At 69.4% G+C, this 5,240-nt stretch carries 7 protein-coding genes; 3 read left to right on the top strand and 4 right to left on the bottom strand.

What is annotated here, in order from left to right; genetic code table 11:
* Positions 1–78: 78 nt before the first annotated feature.
* Entirely contained in the window at positions 79–843 is a 765-nt protein-coding gene (gene surE, locus HUU94_RS11920; protein WP_174275289.1) for a 5'/3'-nucleotidase SurE, read from the bottom strand.
* Positions 843–2,120, bottom strand: coding sequence for a serine--tRNA ligase (serS, locus tag HUU94_RS11915; RefSeq protein WP_174275290.1), 1,278 nt, complete (start codon positions 2,118–2,120; stop codon positions 843–845). Before serS ends, surE begins: the two co-directional genes overlap by 1 nt.
* Positions 2,121–2,430: 310 nt before the next feature.
* Here serS and HUU94_RS11910 point away from each other — a divergent pair, with 310 nt between their 5' ends.
* The 3 genes from HUU94_RS11910 (at position 2,431) to HUU94_RS11900 (ending at position 4,113) form a co-directional block, all read left to right on the top strand.
* Positions 2,431–3,021 carry a hypothetical protein gene (locus HUU94_RS11910; protein WP_174275288.1) on the top strand — a complete coding sequence of 197 codons (591 nt, stop codon included), beginning with the start codon at positions 2,431–2,433 and terminating at the stop codon, positions 3,019–3,021.
* Between the two features lie 139 nt (positions 3,022–3,160).
* Positions 3,161–3,643 (top strand): RNA polymerase-binding protein DksA, encoded by a 483-nt coding sequence (gene dksA, locus HUU94_RS11905; protein ID WP_174275287.1) that lies wholly within the window; start codon positions 3,161–3,163, stop codon positions 3,641–3,643.
* A gap of 74 nt (positions 3,644–3,717) precedes the next feature.
* Entirely contained in the window at positions 3,718–4,113 is a 396-nt protein-coding gene (locus tag HUU94_RS11900; protein WP_174275286.1) for a PilZ domain-containing protein, read from the top strand.
* Positions 4,114–4,289: 176 nt separating this feature from the next.
* Here HUU94_RS11900 and HUU94_RS11895 read toward each other — a convergent pair whose 3' ends face one another.
* Together HUU94_RS11895 and lexA are read right to left on the bottom strand one after the other, a co-directional pair.
* Positions 4,290–4,631 carry a VOC family protein gene (locus tag HUU94_RS11895; protein WP_174275285.1) on the bottom strand — a complete coding sequence of 114 codons (342 nt, stop codon included), beginning with the start codon at positions 4,629–4,631 and terminating at the stop codon, positions 4,290–4,292.
* Positions 4,632–4,639: 8 nt separating this feature from the next.
* Positions 4,640–5,240 (bottom strand): transcriptional repressor LexA (gene lexA, locus HUU94_RS11890; RefSeq protein WP_174275284.1); only part of this gene is annotated, 601 nt, incomplete at its 5' end.

Genomic DNA, 5,240 nt, shown 5'->3' with positions numbered 1-5,240 from the left:
CCCAGGCGGGCGGCCCGCTCTCGGGCGGCGGCGTCGCGGCGCCGACGGCGAGCAGCGCCAGCAGAGCCGGCGGCGCCCTCACCGGTAGAGCGCCTCCAGCGCGGGCCGGGAACCATCGTGCGTCATGTCGAGGTGGAGCGGCGTCACCGTGACATAGCCCGCCGCCGAGGCCTCGAGATCGGTATCGGCGGCGGGCGTGTGCGGAACGCCGCCCAGCACCAGCCAGTGATAGTCGAAACCGCGCGGATCCGTGCCGCTCTCCAGCCTGGGACGGCGGTAATCGCGCAGCCCCTGCCGCGCGACCTTGATCCCCTTCACGGCATCGGGCGCGATCGCGGGGAAGTTGACGTTGACCAGCGTGCGCGGCGCCCAGTCGGCGGCGATCAGCGGTTCCAGTACGCGCCGCCCCCACGCTTCCGCCGTATCGAACGGCACGGCATCGCCCATTCCCGATCGCGCATAGACCTGGCTCAGCGCGATCGATCTTATGCCCGCCAGCGCGCCCTCCTGCGCGGCGCTGACCGTACCCGAATAGCTGACGTCCTCGCCGAGGTTCGATCCGCGATTGATGCCCGAAAGGATCAGGTCGGGCGGCGCATCTTTCATGAACAGCGCCAGCGCCATGATCACCGCGTCGGTCGGCGTGCCGCTCACCGCATGATGGCGATCGTCGAACGCGCGCGTGCGGATCGGCTGGGTCAGCGTCAGCGAACGGCCCTTGCCCGATTGCTCGCTCGCCGGCGCGACCACCGTCACGTCATCGGTGAAGGTCCGCGCGATCCGTTCGAGCAAACCGATGCCCGGCGCGTGGATGCCGTCGTCGTTGGTGATCAGGATGCGCATCAGGCGGGCGCCAGCCGCTCGAGCCCGCCCATATAGGGCCTGAGCGCGGCGGGCAGCGTGACCGAGCCGTCGGCCTCCTGATAATTTTCCAGCACCGCGACGAGCGTGCGCCCGACGGCTAGCCCCGATCCGTTGAGCGTGTGGACGAAGGCGGTGCCCCTGCCGTCGCCGCCGCGCACGCGCGTGTTCATCCGCCGCGCCTGGAAATCGCCGCAGTTGGAGCAGCTCGAAATCTCGCGATAGGTCGCCTGGGCCGGCAGCCAGACTTCGAGATCGAAGGTCTTGGCGGCTTGGAAGCCCATGTCGCCCGCGCACAGCAGCATCCGCCGATACGGCAACTCCAGCGCCTCCAGCACGCCCTCGGCCGCGCGCGTCATCCGCTCATGCTCGGCCTCGCCATCCTCGGCCGCGCAGATCGTCACCAGCTCGACCTTGTCGAACTGGTGCTGGCGGATAAGCCCGCGCGTGTCGCGCCCCGCCGCGCCGGCCTCGGAGCGGAAGCAGGGCGTCAGCGCGACCATCCGCATCGGCAGCGCGCCTTCGGCGAGGATGCGCTCGCGGACGAGGTTGGTCAGGCTGACCTCGGCGGTGGGGATCAGCCAGCGCCCGTCGGTGGTGCGGAACAGATCCTCGGCGAATTTGGGGAGCTGCCCCGTGCCGAACATCGCCTCGTCGCGCACCAACAGCGGCGGCGCCACCTCGACATGGCCGTTGGTCTCGGTCTGCCGATCGAGCATGAACTGCGCGAGCCCGCGCTGCAACCGCGCCATCGGCCCGCGCAGCACTGCGAACCGCGCCCCCGAAATCGCCGCCGCCGCCTCGAAATCGAGCCCCAGCGCCGGCCCGAGATCGGCGTGGTCGCGCGGTTCGAACGCGAAGGCGCGCGGGCTGCCCCAGCGTTTCCGCTCGATATTGCCCGTCTCGTCGGCGCCCTCCGGCACGTCATCGGCGGGAAGATTGGGCAATGCCGCCAGCGCATCGGCCAGCGCCGCATCGGCGGCGGCCTCCTCTTCGGCGAGCGCGGGGAGGCGCTGCTTGATCGCCGCGACCTCGGCCATCAGCGCCGCCGCCGCGCCCTCATCCTTGCTCGCCTTCGCCCGCCCGATCGCTTTGGAGGCCTCGTTGCGCCGCGTCTGGAGCGCCTGCGCCTCGCCCACCGCATCGCGCCGCCGCGCATCGAGCGCGATCAGCGCAGGTGATTGCGGCGCCAGCCCGCGCCGCGCCATGGCGGCATCGAACGCCGTCGGATCGTCACGGATGGCGCGGATATCGTGCATCGCGCAGGCTATGGCGGCGGCCAACAGCCCGTGCAACCCCGCCGCGCGGACGCGGAGCCTGCCCGGAAAGACAGGCGCGAACGGCTTGGCGTGGCTTCCCGCCAAGTCCGCCGTCAGCAGGCAGGCAGCATAGTCCAGGTTAGAGCGCGGAGCTGGCAGATCAGGTCAGGAACTTCGCCCCGATGCGTCGGTTTTCTCGGTCCCAGTCGGTCATCAATCCCGTCCCAAACACGATTCGTCGTGATCTGTCGTGCCACTCGTCAGCTCAAGCCTATCTAATTTTCAACGCCATCTGGAATGGAGACAGACAATGCTGCGTACCCCCCTTGCCATGGCAGCGATCATGCTGACAGCACCGGCCCTCGCGCAAACCACCACGCCCGCACCGGACGCGGCGACACCGGCCGCTACGACCGCGCCGGCGACACCCAACGTCACCGCTGGCGCGCAGGTCGTCGATACCGCTGGCGCCGCGGTCGGATCGATCGAGAGCGTCACCAACGGGATCGCCACGCTTTCGACCGGAACGACCAAGGTCGGTATTCCGATCGCCTCGTTCGCGGCCGGCGACGGCAAGCTCGTGCTCGCCATGACCAAGGCGCAGATCGATGCGAAGGGCGCCCCGGCCGCGCAGGCGAGCGCTGCGGCGTCCGCCGCAGCGGCTCCCGTCGCGATCACGGTCGGCACAGCGGTCAAGGATCAGGCCGGCGCCAAGGTCGGCACGATCAAGGCGGTCAACGGCGATATGGTGACCGTCGCGTCCGAAACCGCCAGCGCGCAGCTTCCCAAATCGTCATTCGCCAAGGGCCCCGACGGGCTGATGATCGGTCTCACCGCCGCGCAGTTCGAAGCCGCCGCGAAGGCAGCGGGCGGCGGAAAGCCCGCCGGCAGCACGGGCTGAATATGGTTCGGGAGCGGCGGCGTTCGATCGCCGCCGCTCGCGCACGTCGCGCTTGTAGGCTGATCGACCGCCGCCTATAGGCGCTCGCGGGGGCAAGCTGCCGTGTTTGCGCGGCCGCATCTTCGGGTGTGAGAGAGCGATGGCGACTGCGGTGAATGGCGTCGGCGAACGGGGCGATTATGGGGAGGGTGCGAACGATCGCGGCCCAGCCGTGATGCTCGATCCCGAATATCGCCCGACTGCCGACGAGGCCTTCATGGGGCCGCGCCAGCAGGCCTATTTCCGCGCCAAGCTGCTCGATTGGAAGGATGCGATCCTTCGGGAATCGAAGGAGACGCTCAACCAGCTCCAGGTCGATTCGCTGCGCGAGCCCGACGTCACCGATCGCGCGTCGAGCGAGACCGACTGGTCGATCGAGCTGCGCACCCGCGATCGCCAGCGCAAGCTGATCGCCAAGATCAACGCCGCGCTGCGCCGGATCGACGACGGCGAATATGGCTATTGCGAGGTGACCGGCGAGCCGATCTCGCTCGCGCGGCTCGAGGCGCGGCCGGTGGCCACGATGACGGTCGAGGCGCAGGAGCGCCACGAGCGGCAGGAAAAGATTTCGCGCGACGACTGACGCTTCGCGCGCGCCGTTAACCGCTTGTCAGCCTCGCCATGCCATAGCGCGGGCCTGAGGAGGCCGGCGAGGCGATGGACGCGCAGAATCCCGATCCGATCGATAGCGCGCAGGATGCGGACGACGCGCGCTTCGCCAGCATGCGCGCCGAGCCGCGCGACACCATGCTGCTGCTCGCGACGCTGCGCCGCGCGAGCGGCGCGGAGGTTGCGATCAAGGTGCGGAATCTTTCGGGCGGCGGGATGCTGGCCGAGGGCGCCGCGGGCCTGCTCAAGGGCGAGCTGGTCGAGGTCGAGCTGCGCGGGATCGGGATCGTGCCGTCGCGCGTCGCCTGGATCGCGGGCAGCCGCGCCGGCATCGCCTTCGATCATGCCGTCGACCACAAGCTCGCGCGCAGGCCGGTCGGCGGGGGACCGCAGCCGCAACTGGTCAAGGCCTCGCGGAATATGTGGCGACCGGGGCTGCGCTGAAGGCGGATACGATCGACGGTGCACCCTAGGACTGTCTTGTTGAGGTGAACTCACGTCACCCCGGCCTTGAGCCGGGGTCCCGCTGCCTGCCGATGTTGAAGAATAAGCGGGACCCCGGCTCAAGGCCGGGGTGACGTTCAGCTTGAACGGGGCGGCCTCCAAGATGGCAGCGCGTCTCAATCGCCCTGATAGGCGGCGAGTTCGTTGCCGGCGGGGTCGGTGAAGTGGAAACGGCGGCCGCCGGGGAAGGCGAAGATCGGGCGGCTGATCGTGCCGCCCGCGCGCTCGACATCGGCCAAGGCCGCTTCGAGATCGTCGACGCGGATCGCGGGCAGGATCGCCGTCGTGCGCTCCTCCGCGTCGGCCTGGAAACCGATGTCGACGTCGCCGGTCATCGTGCAGGCATAGCTCGGCCCGAACGCGGTGAACGCCCAGCCGAACGCGGAGCCGTAGAAAGCCTGCATCGCGGGGGTTTCCCCGCTCGGCAGCTCGATGAAATCGATGCGCGGATCGGCCATGATCCGCCTCAGTAGCGACGGAGCAGGCCGGCGAGCTTGCCCTGGATGCGGATCTGGTTGGGCTTGTAGCGCTGCGGATCATATGCGCGGTTGGCGGGATCGAGCCGCACCATCGTGCCTTCGCGGCGGAAATATTTGAGCGTCGCCTCGGCATCGTCGACCAACGCCACGACGATCTCGCCATCGCGCGCCTTGTCGACGCGACGGACGAGCGCATAATCGCCGTCGAGAATCCCCGCCTCGACCATCGAATCGCCCGCGACCTCCAGCGCATAATGCTCGCCCGGCCCGAGCAAAGCGGCGGGCACCGAGAGCATGCTCTGCCCTTCGATCGCCTCGATCGGGAGGCCCGCGGCGATGCGGCCGTGCAGCGGGATTTCCAGCACGTCGTTGGCGGGCGCGAGCACGGCGCGCGGGGTGGAGGCGACCAGCTTGGGCTTGGCGCCCGCTTTCATCGCATCGGGCACGCGCAGCACTTCCAGCGCGCGCGCGCGATTGGGCAGGCGGCGGATGAAGCTGCGCTCCTCCAGCGCCGAGATCAGGCGATGCACGCCCGACTTGGACTTGAGATCGAGCGCGTCCTTCATCTCCTCGAACGAGGGGGAGACG

Source organism: Sphingomonas bacterium (assembly GCF_903644055.1).
Classification (GTDB): Bacteria; Pseudomonadota; Alphaproteobacteria; order Sphingomonadales; family Sphingomonadaceae; genus Sphingomonas_I.
The sequence above is the reverse complement of the archived record's forward strand: the minus strand, read 5'-3'. Positions and strand labels throughout refer to the sequence as shown.

What these genes read in the sequence shown, in the direction of transcription:
- surE (WP_174275289.1), bottom strand. Translation starts at nt 843, where the DNA reads ATGCGCATCCTGATCACCAACGACGACGGCATCCACGCGCCGGGCATC.
- serS (WP_174275290.1), bottom strand. Translation starts at nt 2,120, where the DNA reads ATGCACGATATCCGCGCCATCCGTGACGATCCGACGGCGTTCGATGCC.
- HUU94_RS11910 (WP_174275288.1), top strand. Translation starts at nt 2,431, where the DNA reads ATGCTGCGTACCCCCCTTGCCATGGCAGCGATCATGCTGACAGCACCG.
- dksA (WP_174275287.1), top strand. Translation starts at nt 3,161, where the DNA reads ATGGCGACTGCGGTGAATGGCGTCGGCGAACGGGGCGATTATGGGGAG.
- HUU94_RS11900 (WP_174275286.1), top strand. Translation starts at nt 3,718, where the DNA reads ATGGACGCGCAGAATCCCGATCCGATCGATAGCGCGCAGGATGCGGAC.
- HUU94_RS11895 (WP_174275285.1), bottom strand. Translation starts at nt 4,631, where the DNA reads ATGGCCGATCCGCGCATCGATTTCATCGAGCTGCCGAGCGGGGAAACC.